Genomic DNA, 14,952 nt, shown 5'->3' with positions numbered 1-14,952 from the left:
TCGCTCACGCGACCGCGGCGAGCTCCCGCTGCACGAGGTCGCGCAGCCCCTCGCGCAGCGTCATGCGCGCCGTCCATCCGAGCTCGCGCCGCGCCCGTCCCGCATCGGCGACGAGGTGCATGCGCTCGATCGGCCGTACGCGCGCGGGGTCCTGCTCGACGCGCAGCGATCGCCCGAGCACCTCGGACAGGGTCGCGACCAGCTCGCGCACCGAGGTGCCGACGCCGGTGCCGACGTTGAAGACGGTCTCCGGCCCGGCGTAGGTCGCCAGGCGCGCGAGGGCGTCCGCCACGTCACGGGCGTGGACGTAGTCGCGTCGCGGCTCGAGGTTGCCGAGCCGCAGCGTGCCGCCGCGCCGGAGCGACTCCAGGATGTCCGGCAGCACGTGCGGATTCGTCTCGCCCGGACCGAACACGTTGAAGAGCCGCGCCGTGAGGATGCGCCGCGCGGAATCCTTCGCACGCTCGATGGCGAAGAGCTCCTCGCAGAAGCGCTTCGAGGCGCCGTAGACGTTCGAGGTCGCGATCGGGTCGGTCTCGGCGTGCGGCGCCGCCGACGGCGCATAGACGTCGGCGCTCGACGCGAACACGAGCCGCGCGTCGGGCACCGCCGCGAGCGCGTCGAGCACGAGCTGGGTGCCGACCACGTTCACGACCAGCGCCTCGCTCGGATGCGCGACGCAGTACGGAATGAAGTGGATCGCCGCCAGGTGGAAGACGACGGCGGGCCTGACGTCGGCGACCACGGTGCGCAGGAGCACGGCGTCGGTCACGTCGCCTCGCACCACGTGCAGGCGCGGATCGCCCAGGTGCGGGCCGAACCGCTCGATCGAGCCGCGCGACAGGTTGTCGAGCACGACGACCTCGCGCCCCTCTTCGAGCAGCCGCGGCACCAGATGATGCCCCACGAACCCCGCCCCACCCAACACCATCATCGGCCTCATGCGCACCTCGCCACGTGTCCGTAGACATCCATCATCCGGGCCATGACGGGCCCCGGGGTGTACCGGTCCTCGAGCAATCCGCGTGCCGCCGCCCGCAGGCGCAGGCGCGTGGCACGGTCGTCCAGGAGCGCCACGATGCGGTCGGCAATCGTGTCGTCCTCCTCGGCAACGAACGCCTGGACGCCGTCGTCGACGTCCATGCCCTCGACGCCCTCGCTGGTCGTCACGACGGGGACGCCGTAGGCCATCGCCTCCATCACCTTGATCTTCATGCCGCTGCCGCGTCCGGGGGCGTACGCCAGCACCGAGACGCGCCGGAAGAAGTCCTCCGGCGATGGGAGGTTCTCCTCGATCGTGACGCCGGGCGTCGCCGCGAACGGCGTCAGATAGCGCCGCGCGTTCCACCCCGCGACCAGCAGGCGGGCGTGCGGCGCGCGCGCGGCGACGCGCGGCCAGATCCGCGTCAGCAAGCGCTCGGCCGCCGAGCGCGACGGCGGCCAGTGCATCGAGCCGAGGAGCCCCACCACCGGCTCGTCGACGACCGCTTGCAACGGATAGAGGTCGAGGTCGAGCGCGAACGGGACGACCCAGCAGCGCGCGCCGTCGTTGACGCGACGGACGGCATCGAGCAGGCGCGACGTGAAGAGCCGCATCGAGTCGGTCGCGCGCAGGAGGCGATCGGTCGCACGCCGCATCTGCCAGAGCTCCTTTCGCTGGGCGAACGTCGCCGGCCGCGCGTGCTCGAGATCGATGACCTCCAGGTGGTGGACGTTGAGGAGGCTGCGCGGCACGCCGAGCCCGGCCCATCCCGACCAGAGCTGCTCGAGGTGCAGGACGTCGTAGCCGCGCGCGAGCTCGCGCCCGAGCGCGTCGCGGAAGCCGGGCGCGTGGATCATCTCGCTGAACGGCCGGCGCGCGTTGCGGAGCTTGCGGCAGAGCGGACCCGCCGTGCTGCGCAGCGGAAACGCGGCCCAGCGCAGCCGCCCGGCCGGTGCCACGGCCTCGAGGCGCCCGCGCGCCTCGTCGATCCGCGCCGCCGGCTCCTCGCTCACCGTGAGGCACGACACGTCGTGGCCGGCCGCGAGCAGCTGGCGTGCGAGGAGATGGAACCAGCGTGCGGCGGTGTCGCCGAACGGCAGCGGCGCGGCGGGAAGGACGAGGACGGCGCGCATCACCCGCCCGCCGCCTGGCGGTACGCCGCCACGGTCTCGGCCGCCACCGTCGTCCAGTCGAACTGCCGCACCCGTCGCAGGCCGCGCGTGCGCAGGTCGGTGCGCAGCGCCGCGTCGCTGGTGACGACACGCAGGAGCGCTGCCAGCTCGGCGACGCTCGACGGCTCGAAGAGGATGCCGGCGTCGCCCACGATCTCGGGGATGGCGGTGCGTCGCGATGCGACGAGCGGTACGCCCGTCGCCATGGCCTCCACGAGCTGGAAGCTGAACGACTCCCACAGCGACGGGTTCACGAACACCTCGGCGCCGCGATAGAGCGCCGGCAGGTCCTCCGGCGGTGCCTCGAGGAGCCGCAGCCGCCCCGAGCAGCCGAGCCCGCGCCAGCGCGCGCGCAGGGCCTCGTCGGCCGGCGTGCGTGCGGCCACCACGACGAGGTCGTGATCGGCGAGCGCGGCGCGCTCGAACGCCTCCACGAGCGTGTCGACGTTCTTGTGCGGATCGTATCCGCCGACGTAGAGCACGTAGGGTCGCGCGAGGCAGTGGCGGCGGCGCACGCCGGGATCGCCCGGCTCGGGCTCGGCGCGGAACTCGGCGGCCGGCGCGAGGTAGACGCGCGCCAGCTTCTCCGGCGCACACACACCGTGGGCGATCAGCTCCTCGCGCGTCGTGTCCGACACCGTGAGCACGAGGTCGGCGAGTCGCGCGTTCACGAGCTCGTGCTTCCAGTACCAGAGCCGGCGCTTGGGTGTCGGGAAGAGCCGCCGCCAGTGCGCCCGCTCGAAGGAGTTGTGCAGCGTGACGACGAGCGCGCACGGCTTCCAGCACGGCAGTCCGCGATCGGCGAGCGCGTGGAAGACGTCGACGCCCTCGGCACGCAGGCGACGCGGCAGCCACCAATCGTTCCACAGGGCTTCGCGCGGCAGGTCGGCGCGCACGACGCGCGCGTTCACCCCGGCGAGGTGTTGCGGACACGGGTCCTCGCGCGTGAAGACGACGAGCTCGACGTCGTCGCGCGCCGAGAGCGCGCGCAGGAGGTTCGTCGCGTAGCGCGTCCACCCGCGCGTCGCGGGAATGGAGAGCACGCGGCCGTCGACGCCGACGCGGAGCCGCGCCCGGCTCACGTCCCCACCTTGCGCAGCATGGGACGGAGCATCGGCCCGACGCCTTCCGTCCGCGCCCGCCGCCACGCGTTGCCGAGCCGCCACGCGAGCCGGCGCACGGCGTCGGCCGCCCGCCGCCGCGGACCGTCGTTCAGGCGCACGATCGTCTCGGCCGCCGGAAGCGCCGCGTGCGGCGCGATCCGTCCCGTCTCGACCGCGGCACAGAAGGCGGCGAGCGGCTCCACCTGCCGATCCCAGCCGAGCGCGCCGGTCGCGAGCGCGCGCGCGTTCGCGGTCGCGCGCCGGCGCCCCGGCGCGTCGCCGAGAAGCTCCGTCACCGCGGCCGCGAGCGCGATCGGATCCCCCGGCGGCACGACCCGGCCCAGGGCGTGCGACTCGACGGTGCGACTCAGCTCGTCGCCCGCCGACACCACCAACGGCAGCCCGCCCCAGATCATGTCGATCGTGCGCGTGCGCATCGAGAGCCGTGTCTCGAGATGATCGCCGTACGTGCACACGCCGACGTCGGCGCCGGCGTAGAGCGCGCCGCGCTCGGCGTACGGACGCCAGTCCGTGAACTCGGTGCGCGCACGCAAGTCGGGCGACCCCGCGACGACGTCGCGGATCCGCCGCGCGAGCGGCAGCTCGTCGCCCCCGACGCCGTCGATGCCCGCGAAGCGCAGGCGCACCTGTGGCACCGCCGCGACGATGGCCGGCAGCGCCTGGAGATAGGTCTCGACGTCGAACCACGGGTAGCAGCCGCCGCACCACAGGAGCACCGGATCGTGCGCGACGGCGTCGCGCGGGCGCTCGGGCGGTGCGGCCGCTGCCCCCGACGAGACGCAGAGCACGGCGTCCGTCCCCGGCGAGCGCGGACCGACGCGGCCGAGCATCGAGAGGATCGTGAGGTACGAGATGCGCTGGCTCTCGTTCGCACACAGGACCCGATCGGCGCGCGCGAAGGCGGCGAGGAACTGCACGGCCGTCGCGCGGTAGTCGCGGGCGACGCGTGCGCCCAGGCGCGGCAGGAGCGCCGTCGCCTGCGACAGGAAGCTCCCGAACGGCGACTCGTAGCCGTCGACGACGAGCGCGCGCGTGGAGAGCCGCGCCGCGTGGGCGGCGACCATCCGCGGGTGGGTGATCCAGACGTCGAACGGACCCGCCGCCCCGAGCGCATCCGGCGCGACGACGGGGAACCGCACGTCCGCCGGGACGGGCGGCGGCGCCGCGACCACGACGTCGTGACCGGCGCGCGCGAGCGCGCTCGCCATCTCGAGCACGCGCACCTGGAGCCCGGCCATGCGGCCGTCCGCACGGGCGAGCGGCTCATCGAGCGTGAACGCGACGCGCGCCACGTCCTACGCCTTGCCCCGCGGCACGGCCTCGTAGAGCACGATCTCCGTGCAGAGGTTCGGGAACCAGGCCAGCCACCAGCGGTGCCAGACGGGCGCGAGGGCACGCAGGATCGGGACGCGCGAGATCCGGCGCTCGAGCGGCACGCACACGCCGGTCGGCGTCCACGCGCGCACGACGTAGCCGCTGGCTTCGAGGAGACCTCGGCCCGACCCGAGCGTGAAGAAGCGCAGGTGCGTGCGATCGAGAATGCCGGTTTCCTCGTACTCGAAGGTGCCGCGGAAGAAGAGCGTCTTGCGGACCTGCCAGCACGCGACGTTCGGCAAGAGCACGATCGCGAGGCCGCCGGGCGCGAGCATCTCCCGCATCGCCCCGAGCGTCGTCCAGGGATCGACCAGGTGCTCGAGGACGTGCATGAAGAGCACGACGTCGAACGGGCCGTCGAGCTTCGCGCGCACGTGCGGGTCCTCGACGTCGCCCACCACGACGCGATCGGCGAAGCGCGAGGCGTGCGGCGCCGCGCGCGGGTCGACCTCGAGCGCCGTCACCGTGCAGCCGCGCGCGCGGAGCTGGGCCGAGAAGTATCCCGTGTGCGCGCCCACCTCCAGGACGTGGGCCCCCGGCGGCACGCGCGCGAGCACGGCCGTCTTCTCGTCGCTGAGCGGCGTCAGACCCGGCTCGGCGTGGTAGGCGAGCGCGGTCACGTGGAGCGCCGCGCGCGAGCTCTCGGTCTTGGTCAGCATGATGCCTCGCCCGGAAGCTCCGCACGCGTTGCCGCGCGCCAGCGCTCGCCCAGGGCCGACGACACCGCCCGCCGCTCGGCGGGCGTGAGCGTGCCCGTCCACGCGGCGGAGAGGAAGACGAGGCCCGCGACGGCGCCGGTGACCGCGAGCGCGAGCCACGACTCGACCGGCGTCACCAGGCGCAGGAGCACGATCCAGAGCGCCGCCGGCAGTGTCGCCTTCGCGACCGGCCAGTGGCAGCGCGCGAGCACGCGCCGCAGCGACACACCCAAGCGGCGCCGCACGACGACGAGGAAGACCGACTCCATGACGAGCATCGCCGTCGCCGTACCGGCGGCGAGCCCGGTGAGGCCGGCGGTGAGGATGCCCGTCACCGCGCACGCCGCGGTGACCACCGGGTAGATCGCCATGAAGATCGTGAAGATCCGCAGCTCGCCGACGCCCGGCAGCATCACGTGGGCAACCACGTTCTGGCTCTGCACGAGGCTGCCGACGAGGAGGAGGCTCATCACGACGTAGCCCTCCTCGAACCCGGGGCCCATCCACAGGCGCACGAGCGGGCCGCCGAAGCCGAGCAGCAGCACGACGACGCCGGCGTACGTCGTCATGAGGTAGCGCGTCGTGCGCAGGTAGAGCGACCGCAGCCGGCCACGCTCGCCGCGCGCCGCGAGCGCCGAGGTGGCCGGCATCACGATCCCGAGCCAGCTGTGCAGGAGCGCGCGCGAGTAGTTCGCGAGCCGCGCACCGATTTCGTAGGTCGTGAGCGAGGCGACCGGCAGCACGATGCCGATGAGGATGCGGTCGAGCTGGTGGAGGGTCGCGCCGGCGGCCGTCCACACGATCATGGCGATGCTGAAGCGTCCGATCTCGCGCAGGCGCGCGCGCCGGAAGCCCGTGAGCCGCACGCGCAGCCCCGCGATCCGGCGGTGCACGCACGCCCGCGCCGCGAGCCAGCCGGCGAGCGTGACGGCGAACGACGACCCGACCAGCGCGACCAGACCGTGCCCGGTGAGGACGAGCGCGATCGTGAGCGCACCGCGCGCGACGGTCGTCGCGACGCCGATGGCGTTGAGCACGTGGAACGCCTGGAGGCCGGAGAGGAGGCCGTTCCACACCGACATCGGGAGCCCGAGCGCCGTCTGCACGCCGACCACGAGCAGCACGATGCGAAAGGTCGCGAGGTCGTCGGGCGCGACCTGGAAGAGACGGCTCGCGCCGAGGGCGACGACCGCGAGCCCGAGCGCGGCCAAGAGCCCGAGTCCCGCGTACACGGCGTAGATGGTGCTCGTCGTCTCGTCGAGCCGCGTGTGCGTCTCGGCGTCGTCGTGCGCGAGCAGCGCTGCGGCTTCGTTCACCAGCGTCGGCGCGAGGCCGAGGTCGAGCACGCCCACGTAGCCGACGACGCCGGTCGCGAGCACCCAGAGCCCGAACTGCGTCGGACCCAGGTGGTGCACCACGAGCGGCATCGTGACGAACCCGACGGCGAGCCCGATCGCCGTCCCGGTCACGTTGGAGAGGGCGTTGCGAAGGAGCTTACGCCACATCGCGCGTCCGCCCCTCGGGCGCGACCGCGACCTCGCGCCCCGCGACGCGCCGGTAGACCGCAAGCACGCCCTCCGCCGCGCGGCGGATCGTGAACTCGTCCTCGACGCGACGGCGACCGTTCGTGCCCAGCCGCGCGCGCAGCGCCGGGGTCGCCAGCAGGCGCGCGATCGCGGCGCGCAGCGCGGTGGGATCGCCGGGCGCCACCGTGAGACCCGTCGTGCCGTCGAGGTTCACGTACTCGACGCCCGTGCCAAGCCGCGTGCTGACGACGGGTTTCTCGAACGCCATCGCTTCGAGCTGTACGATGCCGAAGGTCTCGCTGCGGTGGGTCGACGGCAGGACGAACACGTCGGCGGCCGCGAAGTACGGCCGCAGGTCCGGCTGCTCGCCGGCGAGCCAGGCGCGTCCCTCGAGGCCGAGCGACGAGATGCGCGCCTCCAGGCGCGGCCGCAGCTCACCGTCGCCGACGATGAGCAGCGTCGCGTCGAGGCCGGCGACCGCCTCGAGCAGCACGTCGAACCCCTTGTAGTAAACGAGCCGTCCGACGCCGAGCACGATCGGGCGCGTGCCATAGCGACGCCGGACGGCGTTCACGTCGGCCGCGTCGGCGCGCATGGCGTCCAGGTCGACGCCGAACGGGCACACGTGGCACTTCGCGGCGTAGTCCGGGAGCAGCGCGGACGTGGTCACGTGCTGGGGCGTCGCGACACAGATCGCGTCCGCGCGCGCCAGCAGGCGCCGGCTGAGTGGCTGATGGAGGCGCCCCAGCCAGCGCTGGCGGACGATGTCGGAGTGCCAGGTGAGCACGAGCTTCGTGCGACGCCGGCGCACGTGGCGCAGGACCGCGAGCTCCGCGATCGGATTCGGCGTGTGGAGGTGGATCACGTCCGCCGCCCGGCGGGCGATCTCGCGCGCCAGCAGCGGCGTCAACGACGCCGAGCGCACACGCCCGAGGCTCGCGGTGCGCGTCACCGGAACGCCCTTCACGACCTCGCGCACGGTGCGTGCGGTCGTGTTCGCGACCAGCACCTCCACGTCGACCGTGCGGCTGAGCTCGCCGCAGAGGCTCTCGAGGTAGGTCTCCATGCCGCCGCGGTACGGCGGGAAGAACTTCCCGACCTGGAGCACCTTCAAGCGGGGCGCACTCACGCCGCGTCTCTCCCGCCGGCTGCGGGCGTCCCCTCCGCGGGCGGCGTCGTCTCGATCGTGACGGCGCCGGCCGGCGCTCTCAGCGCGATCATCCGGCGCCGGAGGTGCGCCGCTCCGCGGAGCGCGGCGAGCAGCGCGGCCGACAGGATGAGGTCGAGCGCGAGCGTCGTCGGATCGAAGAAGTGCGCCGTGCGGGTGGCGTAGAGTCCCGCGCTGGCGACGATCGCGCCGAGGACGAGCGAGACGCCGAGCGTGCGCCACGGCCCGCGCGACGGGTCGCCGGGCTCGTCGCGATAGACGCCGCTCAGCAACAGGACGCAGAGCTCGAGCACGCCCGCGACCGTGGCGGCGCGCAGGACGTCGATGCCGGCGTTGGGCGGGAGCGAGCCGCCGTGGAGCGCCAGCACCGCGACGGCGTACGCGACGATGAGCGAGGCGGCGTCGGCGAGGGCGAGCAGCGCGTGCTGTCCGATGGCCGCCATGCCCGGAAGCCCCAGATCGTGGTAGCGGAGCTTGCGCACGCCGAGGAACGTCGCGAGCGCCACCGCGACCGCGACGAGCGCCGTATCGCGCGTCGCCGCCCGGGCCGTGAAGACCGCCGCGAGATTCAGGAGCAGGCACGCGGCATAGAGCACCAGCACCGCCCGGCGGTGCGAGAGGCCGAGCGCGAGCAGGCGATGGTGGATGTGGTCGCGGTCGGCCTGCATGATCGACGCCGAGACGAGCAGGCGGCGCAGCACGGTCAGCATCGTCTCCATGATCGGGATGCCGAGCGCCAGGATCGGAGCCATGAGGAGGACGGCCGTCGTTCCCTTGTGGGCGGCCTCGATCGAAAGCACGGCGAGCGCGTAGCCGAGAAAGAGGCTCCCCGAATCACCGAGGAAGATCGTGGCCGGGTTGAAGTTGAAGTACAGGAACCCGACCAGCGCGCCCGCGAGCACGCCGGCGAGGAGCGCGACGTCGGCGCGGCCAGCGAAGAACGAGATCACGCACAGGGTGGTGGACACGATGAGCCCGACGCCCGCCGCGAGACCGTCGAGGCCATCGATCAGGTTGAGCGCGTTGGTGATGCCGATCACCCAGCAGATCGTGACCGGCGCTCCGAGCCAGCCGAGCTGGAGCGAGGTGCCCGTGAGCGGATTCGTCGCCTCGCGGATCACGCAGCCGCTGGCGACGACGAGGCACGCGGCGACGATCTGCACGAGCAGCTTCCAGTGCGCGCCCATGCTCCGCACGTCGTCGACGACGCCGATCGCCGCGAGCAGCGCGGCACCGAGGGCGAGGAGCGGCCACGCGACACCGGCGTGGGTGAACGCCTGCGCGTCGAGGACGCCCATGCGTTCGGCCACGATCGCCGTGGCGACGAACGCGCCCCACACCGTGACGCCGCCCAGGCGCGACACCTCGACCTCGTGCACCTTGCGATGCCCGGGACGATCGATCGCGCCCACGGCGAAGCCCACCTGGCGCATCAAGGGTGCGGCGAGGCTCGCCACCGTCGCGGCGAGGAGAGCCAGGAGGACGATCGCGGTCATGGCGGAGGGACGACCCTCACGCGGCCTGATGCGCTCGGGATGCGGGCGGCGGTGACGGCGGCGTCACCTCGATCATCGTGCCGTGCGGGCCGTAGGGTTCGGTCTCGTCCTCGACGCCGTTCAGGACGACGCCCATGATCGACGCGCGCGCGTAGGCGAGACGTGCGCGGAGCTTCTGCAGCAGGCGCCGCGAGGTCTGGTTGCCGCGTGCCACCAGGACCACGCCGTCGACCAGCGTCGAGAGCACGACGGCGTCCGGCGCCGCGAGGGCCGCGGACGAGTCGACGATCACGTAGTCGAACTGCGTCGCCACGGCTGCGATCAGCGTTCGCATCTCGGGCGAGGAGAGGAGCTCGGTCGGGTTCACCGCAAGCGCGCCCGCCGCCACGATCGAGAGCGCGTCGCCGCGCGCCGCCTGCAGCACCTCGTCGAGGCAGCTGCGTCCGGCCAGCACCTCGGTCAGGCCCGGCTTTGCCGCGAGCCCGAACAGCCGGTGCGCGGACGGCCGCCGCAGATCGGCGTCGATCAGGACGACGCGCTCGGCGATCTGCGAGAACGCGATCGCGAGGTTCGCGGCGGTGAGCGTCTTGCCCTCGCCGTCGCGTGCACTGGTGACCAGGATCGTCCGCGGGGCCCCCTCCGGCTGCGCGAGCAGGAGCGAGGTGCGCACCTGGCGGTAGGCGTCGCTCGAGATCGGATCGGGCTGGCCGGAGACGACGATCGTCGTCCCACCCGGAGCGCGGCGGCGGCCGGCGAAGGGCCACGGCAGGAGCGGCTGCGCCGCGGCGGCGCTCGCGCCGAGCGGCACGACGCCCAGGCTCGGGAGCCGCCCGTACCGTTCGACGTCGTCGGCGGTCTTGAGGCTGTCGTCGAGGGCGTCGCGCACGAAGGCGAGCACGATGCCGGCCAGCGCGGCGAGCAGGGCCGCGAACGCGATGCTGCGCAGGCGTCCGGGGCCCGCGGACGCCGTCGGCGGGACCGCCTTGTCGGCGACGCTGAGGTTCGTCGCACGCACCTCGACCGCGACGGTCATCTCCTTCATGCGCGAGAGCACGCTCTCGTACAGGCCGCGGTTGGTCTCGACCTCGCGCGCGAGGATCGTGTACTCGACCGCCGCGTCCTTCTGCGCCATGGCCTGCGCCTTCTGCTCCGCCAGGCGCACGCGCAGCCGGTCCTCGGTGTCGCGCGCGGCCCGGTAGGCGTTGCGCACGGCGTCGGCGACGCGCCTGGTCTCGGCCTCCAGGTGGGCCCGCAGCGTGTCGGCCTTGCTGCGCAGCTCGGCGACGCCGGGATAGTTCGGCTTGAAGAGCGTCGCGATGCGCGCGTAGTCGCTCTCGGCCACGGCGAGCTGCACGTGCAGCTCGTGCAGGGTCGTGTTCCGCGTCACCTCGGGCAGCGCTTCCACGCCCTGGGTGTCGATCGTCCGGACCTCGGCCTCGAGCGCGAGCCGTTCGGCCTCCGCCTTCGAGAGCTCCTTGTTGAGATCGTCGAGCTGCTCGACGACGACGTTCTCCTTCTTCTCGTCGGTCGCGAGGATGCCCCTCTGCCAGCGGTAGTTGTTGAGCGCGGCTTCGGAGGTCTCGAGGCGCGCCTTCAGCTCGCCCAGCCGATCGCGCAGGAAGTCGAGACCGGCCTGGTTGATCGACGCACGCTGGCGCAGTCCCTGGCGCACGAAGGTGGCGACGTGCGCGTTCGCGATACGGGCGGCGAGCGCGGGATCGGCGGCCGCGTAGGTCACCTTGATGAGCCGCGTGCCGGGCACCGCCTCGACGTCGAGGCCCGCGAGGTAGCGGTCGACGAGGCCCGGATCGAGCTTGGCCCAATCCGTTTCGGGCCCGGCGGGAACGCCGCCGAGCAGGCGCTCGTGCCGCAGCCCATTGTCGCGGATCACGCGCTCGGCGAGCTCGCGGCTCTTCAGGTTCTGATAGAGCGTGCGCAGGTAGCGGGTCTCGTCCTCGACCGCCTCGGTGTGCATGCCCTGGATGTTCACCACCTGCGGATCGCGCGGCTCGACCTGCAGCGTCGTCGCCGCGGTGTAGCGCCGCGGCGTGCGCAGCGCGTCCAGCGTCGCGAACACGGTCACGACCCCCACCAGGGCGGCGATGAGCGCGGCGTTGCGCCGCGCCACGCCCGCGTAGTGCGCGAGGTCGATGCCCGGCAGGTCGTGCGTGGGCTCGGCGAGGTCGGTCATCACAGCACCGAAACGGCGGCTCCCACCCGGAAGATGCTGGTGAAGAAGAAGTAGAGCCCGTACGCGGCGAGCCGCGGCGCTGTCGAGCCGAGCTCGATGACGTCGCCGTTTTGCACGTACACGTCGTTCTGCTCGCCGCGCGCGATCGCCTGCAGGTCGACGTCGTAGAGCTGCTTCTCGCCGTTGACGCCGGCGCGGATGAGCCGCGCGGCGCTCATGTCGGCGGGAAACATGGGACCGCCAGCCGCGGCGATCAGCGCGAGCATGGTGAGGTCCTGGTTGATCTTGTAGGGGCCGGGTCTCACCACCCATCCCTGGATGAAGACGTTCCCGGCCTCGGGAATCATGATGACGTCGCCCGGCCGCACCGGCAGCGAGAGCACCACCTCGGTCATGGCCGCGCTCATGTCGCGGATGTTGAAGACGACGGGCTCGACGTTGCGCAGCATGCCGGGAACCGACACGGCGCCGGCGCCGCCCTTGGGCAGCCGCGCCAGGGCTTCCAGCTCGGCCGCGCTCGAGGCGCCGTGCGGAATGAACACCACCTGGCGGGACGCGTCGTTCGACGGGCCTCGGGCCATCGCGATCATGTCGAGTATGGTCTCGTTCGGGCTCGCGGGCTCGTAGAGGCCGGCCTTCAGCACGGCGCCGATCACCGCGATCTTGCGGCTGTGGTACTCGCGCACGAAGACCGAGACCTGGGGATCGTACATGATCGCCCCGAGCCGCGAGCGGACTTCCTGCCGGATCTGATCCTCGGTCCGCCCCCCAGCCTGGATCGTCCCGACCACCGGCAGGGCGATGATCCCGTCGCCGGAGACGCGGGTCGTGACGAACGCGAGCTCCTTCACGCCCGGGGCGGCGACCTCGATGATGTCGCCGGGGCCGACGGGCGTGTCGGTGCCGGGCCCGTTCTTCAAGCGCTCGTCGCGCAGGTGGACCAGGAGGTCCAGGGCGCCCTCGTCCTGCTGGCCGGAGACCAGGGGGGGAAGGGCCCGCATCGTCCCCGGCTCGCCGCCGGTCTGCGGCTCGGGGGCCGCCGGCGCGTGCTTCAGCGACGGATCGCCGCCCGCGGGCTGATGGATCGTCATGCAGCCCGTGAGGCCCACGACGGCTACGGCCCAAAGGAGGGAGGGAACGCGGAATCTCACAACCGCCATGTCGGCGCCCCGACCGTCCAACTTTAGACGGTTTCACGGTCAGGACCTTGACACGGCGGCTCCGGCGGATAGTTTTCGTCCGCTTAACCCCCGAACGAAAGGAAAGGAGCTACAGGCATGAAGGTGAGGCCCCTCCAGGACCGGGTCCTGGTCAAGCGACTCGAAGACGACATGGAGAAGACCAAGGGTGGGCTCTACATCCCCGACAGCGCCAAGGAGAAGCCCCAGCAGGGCAAGATCATGGCCGCCGGCAAGGGCAAGGTGAACGACGAGGGCAAGGTGCTGCCTCTCGACGTCAAGGTCGGCGACAAGGTGCTGTTCGGCAAGTACTCGGGATCCGAGATCAAAGTCGACGGCGAGGAGCTCCTCATCATGCGTGAGGAAGACATCCTCGGCGTCGTGGAGGGCTGAGGACATCATGGCAGCGAAGATCATCAAGTTTCACCAGGAAGCCCGCGACAAGATCCTGCGCGGGGTGAACGTGCTCGCCGACGCCGTCACCGCGACGCTCGGACCACGCGGCCGCAACGTCATCCTCGACAAGTCGTTCGGGGCGCCGAACGTGACCAAGGACGGCGTCACCGTCGCCAAGGAGATCGAGCTCGAGGACAAGTTCGAGAACATGGGCGCGCAGATGGTGAAGGAGGTCGCCAGCAAGACCTCCGACGTCGCCGGCGACGGCACCACCACCGCGACCGTGCTCGCGCGCGCCATCTTCACCGAGGGGCTGAAGATGGTCGTCGCCGGCCACGACCCGATGAGCCTCAAGCGCGGCATCGACAAGGCGGTCACCGCCATCGTCGCCGAGCTGAAGGAGCTCTCGAAGCCGACCAAGGACCAGAAGGAGATCGCGCAGGTCGGCACCATCTCCGCCAACAACGACCCCACCATCGGCGAGATCATCGCCGAGGCGATGAGCAAGGTCGGCAAGGAAGGCGTCATCACGGTCGAGGAGGCCAAGAGCCTCGAGACGCAGCTCGACGTCGTCGAGGGCATGCAGTTCGACCGCGGCTATCTCTCGCCGTACTTCGTGACCGATCCCGAGCGCATGGAAGCGGCGCTCGAAGAGGCCTTCATCCTCATCCACGAGAAGAAGATCTCGTCGATGAAGGACCTGCTCCCCGTGCTCGAGCAGGTGGCGCGCGCCGGCAAGCCCCTCCTCATCATCGCCGAGGAGGTCGAGGGCGAGGCGCTCGCGACGCTCGTCGTGAACAAGATCCGCGGCACGCTCCAGGTGTGCTCGGTGAAGGCGCCCGGCTTCGGCGACCGCCGCAAGGCCATGCTCGAAGACATCGCGATCCTGTCGGGCGGCCGAATGATCGCCGAGGAGCTCGGCGTGAAGCTCGAGAACGTGACCCTGAAGGACCTCGGCCGCTGCAAGCGGATCACGGTCGACAAGGACAACACGACGCTGATCGACGGCGCCGGCAAGAAGGCCGACATCGAGGGGCGGATCAAGCAGATCCGCGCCCAGATCGAAGAGACGACGTCGGACTACGACCGCGAGAAGCTGCAGGAGCGGCTGGCGAAGCTCGTGGGTGGCGTGGCGGTCATCAAGGTGGGCGCTGCGACCGAGGTCGAGATGAAGGAGAAGAAGGCGCGCGTCGAGGACGCGATGCACGCGACCCGCGCGGCCGTCGAGGAGGGCGTGGTCCCCGGCGGCGGCGTGGCGCTCATCCGCTGCCAGACTGCGCTCGACAAGGTGAAGGTCAGCGACGAGGAGCGCTTCGGCGTGGGCATCGTGCGCCGGGCCATCGAGGAGCCGCTGCGCCACATCGCCAAGAACGCCGGAGCCGAGGGCGCGATCGTCCTCGACAAGGTGAAGAGCGGCAAGGGCGCGTTCGGCTACAACGCCTACAGCGAGGAGTACGAAGACCTCCTGAAGGCGGGCATCATCGATCCGACCAAAGTCGTACGCACCGCGCTGCAGAACGCCGCGTCCGTGGCGGGGCTCCTGCTCACGACCGAGGCCATGGTCGCCGAGAAGCCGAAAGAAGACACGCCGATGCCGGGCGGCATGCCCGGCGGCGGCATGGGCGGCATGCCGGGAATGATGTAGGG

General features: G+C 72.0%; 12 protein-coding genes. 2 read left to right on the top strand and 10 right to left on the bottom strand.

Going from position 1 to position 14,952, the window contains the following annotated elements:
• Positions 1–4: 4 nt before the first annotated feature.
• From VMS22_18815 to VMS22_18770, 10 genes are read right to left on the bottom strand one after another with little or no spacing between them, the layout of a single operon-like run.
• Complete coding sequence (locus VMS22_18815; protein ID HXJ36089.1) at positions 5–943, bottom strand: GDP-mannose 4,6-dehydratase; 939 nt, start codon at positions 941–943, stop codon at positions 5–7.
• A complete protein-coding gene (locus tag VMS22_18810) occupies positions 940–2,115 on the bottom strand; it encodes a glycosyltransferase family 4 protein (protein ID HXJ36088.1) in 1,176 nt (391 codons plus the stop codon). The genes VMS22_18815 and VMS22_18810 overlap by 4 nt, the downstream gene beginning before the upstream one ends.
• A complete protein-coding gene (locus VMS22_18805; protein HXJ36087.1) occupies positions 2,115–3,236 on the bottom strand; it encodes a glycosyltransferase family 1 protein in 1,122 nt (373 codons plus the stop codon). The genes VMS22_18810 and VMS22_18805 overlap by 1 nt, the downstream gene beginning before the upstream one ends.
• Positions 3,233–4,570 (bottom strand): glycosyltransferase family 4 protein, encoded by a 1,338-nt coding sequence (locus VMS22_18800; protein ID HXJ36086.1) that lies wholly within the window; start codon positions 4,568–4,570, stop codon positions 3,233–3,235. The genes VMS22_18805 and VMS22_18800 overlap by 4 nt, the downstream gene beginning before the upstream one ends.
• Positions 4,571–4,573: 3 nt before the next feature.
• Positions 4,574–5,311: a class I SAM-dependent methyltransferase gene (locus VMS22_18795; GenBank protein HXJ36085.1), complete on the bottom strand. Its 738-nt coding sequence runs from the start codon at positions 5,309–5,311 to the stop codon at positions 4,574–4,576.
• The gene (locus tag VMS22_18790) at positions 5,305–6,855 is read right to left on the bottom strand and encodes an oligosaccharide flippase family protein (protein ID HXJ36084.1); all 1,551 of its coding nucleotides are present in this window, start codon (positions 6,853–6,855) and stop codon (positions 5,305–5,307) included. Before VMS22_18790 ends, VMS22_18795 begins: the two co-directional genes overlap by 7 nt.
• Complete coding sequence (locus tag VMS22_18785) at positions 6,845–8,005, bottom strand: glycosyltransferase (GenBank protein ID HXJ36083.1); 1,161 nt, start codon at positions 8,003–8,005, stop codon at positions 6,845–6,847. The genes VMS22_18790 and VMS22_18785 overlap by 11 nt, the downstream gene beginning before the upstream one ends.
• The gene (locus VMS22_18780; GenBank protein HXJ36082.1) at positions 8,002–9,540 is read right to left on the bottom strand and encodes an MraY family glycosyltransferase; all 1,539 of its coding nucleotides are present in this window, start codon (positions 9,538–9,540) and stop codon (positions 8,002–8,004) included. The genes VMS22_18785 and VMS22_18780 overlap by 4 nt, the downstream gene beginning before the upstream one ends.
• A gap of 16 nt (positions 9,541–9,556) precedes the next feature.
• Positions 9,557–11,731 (bottom strand): polysaccharide biosynthesis tyrosine autokinase, encoded by a 2,175-nt coding sequence (locus VMS22_18775; protein ID HXJ36081.1) that lies wholly within the window; start codon positions 11,729–11,731, stop codon positions 9,557–9,559.
• Positions 11,731–12,891, bottom strand: a complete 1,161-nt coding sequence (locus VMS22_18770; protein HXJ36080.1) for a polysaccharide biosynthesis/export family protein — start codon at positions 12,889–12,891, stop codon at positions 11,731–11,733. Before VMS22_18770 ends, VMS22_18775 begins: the two co-directional genes overlap by 1 nt.
• A 117-nt stretch (positions 12,892–13,008) precedes the next feature.
• Here VMS22_18770 and groES point away from each other — a divergent pair, with 117 nt between their 5' ends.
• Together groES and groL are read left to right on the top strand one after the other, a co-directional pair.
• On the top strand, positions 13,009–13,302 hold the full coding sequence (gene groES, locus VMS22_18765) for a co-chaperone GroES (protein HXJ36079.1): 294 nt from the start codon (positions 13,009–13,011) through the stop codon (positions 13,300–13,302).
• Between the two features lie 7 nt (positions 13,303–13,309).
• Complete coding sequence (gene groL / locus VMS22_18760; protein HXJ36078.1) at positions 13,310–14,950, top strand: chaperonin GroEL; 1,641 nt, start codon at positions 13,310–13,312, stop codon at positions 14,948–14,950.
• Positions 14,951–14,952 lie beyond the last annotated feature (2 nt).

It is taken from the genome of Candidatus Eisenbacteria bacterium (assembly GCA_035577985.1).
In the GTDB taxonomy this organism is placed as follows: domain Bacteria; phylum Desulfobacterota; class Binatia; order DP-6; family DP-6; genus DATJZY01.
Note: the sequence above shows the minus strand (reverse complement) of the source record. Positions and strands in the feature narration are given on the sequence as shown.

What these genes read in the sequence shown, in the direction of transcription:
- VMS22_18790 (HXJ36084.1), bottom strand. Translation starts at nt 6,855, where the DNA reads ATGTGGCGTAAGCTCCTTCGCAACGCCCTCTCCAACGTGACCGGGACG.
- VMS22_18775 (HXJ36081.1), bottom strand. Translation starts at nt 11,731, where the DNA reads ATGACCGACCTCGCCGAGCCCACGCACGACCTGCCGGGCATCGACCTC.
- groL (HXJ36078.1), top strand. Translation starts at nt 13,310, where the DNA reads ATGGCAGCGAAGATCATCAAGTTTCACCAGGAAGCCCGCGACAAGATC.
- VMS22_18810 (HXJ36088.1), bottom strand. Translation starts at nt 2,115, where the DNA reads ATGCGCGCCGTCCTCGTCCTTCCCGCCGCGCCGCTGCCGTTCGGCGAC.
- VMS22_18780 (HXJ36082.1), bottom strand. Translation starts at nt 9,540, where the DNA reads ATGACCGCGATCGTCCTCCTGGCTCTCCTCGCCGCGACGGTGGCGAGC.
- VMS22_18795 (HXJ36085.1), bottom strand. Translation starts at nt 5,311, where the DNA reads ATGCTGACCAAGACCGAGAGCTCGCGCGCGGCGCTCCACGTGACCGCG.
- groES (HXJ36079.1), top strand. Translation starts at nt 13,009, where the DNA reads ATGAAGGTGAGGCCCCTCCAGGACCGGGTCCTGGTCAAGCGACTCGAA.
- VMS22_18815 (HXJ36089.1), bottom strand. Translation starts at nt 943, where the DNA reads ATGAGGCCGATGATGGTGTTGGGTGGGGCGGGGTTCGTGGGGCATCAT.
- VMS22_18770 (HXJ36080.1), bottom strand. Translation starts at nt 12,891, where the DNA reads ATGGCGGTTGTGAGATTCCGCGTTCCCTCCCTCCTTTGGGCCGTAGCC.